The 503-nt window shown below is 67.8% G+C and carries 1 protein-coding gene; it reads right to left on the reverse strand.

Translation table 11 applies throughout. From position 1 onward, the window contains the following. Nucleotides 1–503 (reverse strand): ABC transporter transmembrane domain-containing protein (locus tag ADINL_RS02360; RefSeq protein ID WP_036543583.1); only part of this gene is annotated, 503 nt, incomplete at both ends.

A 503-nucleotide genomic window follows, 5' to 3' on the forward strand; every position in this document is an offset into this window, starting at 1 on the left:
CTCCGGTGGCTTTCCATTGCGCGGCGAAGAGCTTCTGGGAGCGACCGGCGACCACGGCGGTGATGACGAGCGTGAGCGGGACGGTCACGAGCGCGATGACGGCCAGGAGCGGGGAGATGAGGAACATCATCACCATCACGCCGATCACCGTCAGCAGCGAGATGATGACCTGCGACAGCGTCTGCTGCATCGACTGGCCGATGTTGTCGACGTCGTTGGTGACGCGGCTGAGGAGCTCCCCGCGCTGCACCCGGTCGAAGTAGGACAGCGGGAGGCGGTGGATCTTGTCCTCGACCTGCAGGCGCAGCCGGTTCATCGCCCGCTGCACGATGCCGTTGAGCAGTCGCGCCTGCAGCCAGCCGAAGACGCCCGAGAAGATGTAGACCGCGAGCACGGCGAGGATGACCGCGCCGAGGGCGTCGAAGGCGATCCCGGCGCCGGGGGTGAAGTCCACGGCGCGGACCAGGTCGGCCTGCTGCTGCTGACCCGAGCCCACGAGACCG

Origin of the sequence: Nitrincola lacisaponensis, assembly GCF_000691225.1 — a bacterium.
GTDB lineage: Bacteria > Pseudomonadota > Gammaproteobacteria > Pseudomonadales > Balneatricaceae > Nitrincola > Nitrincola lacisaponensis.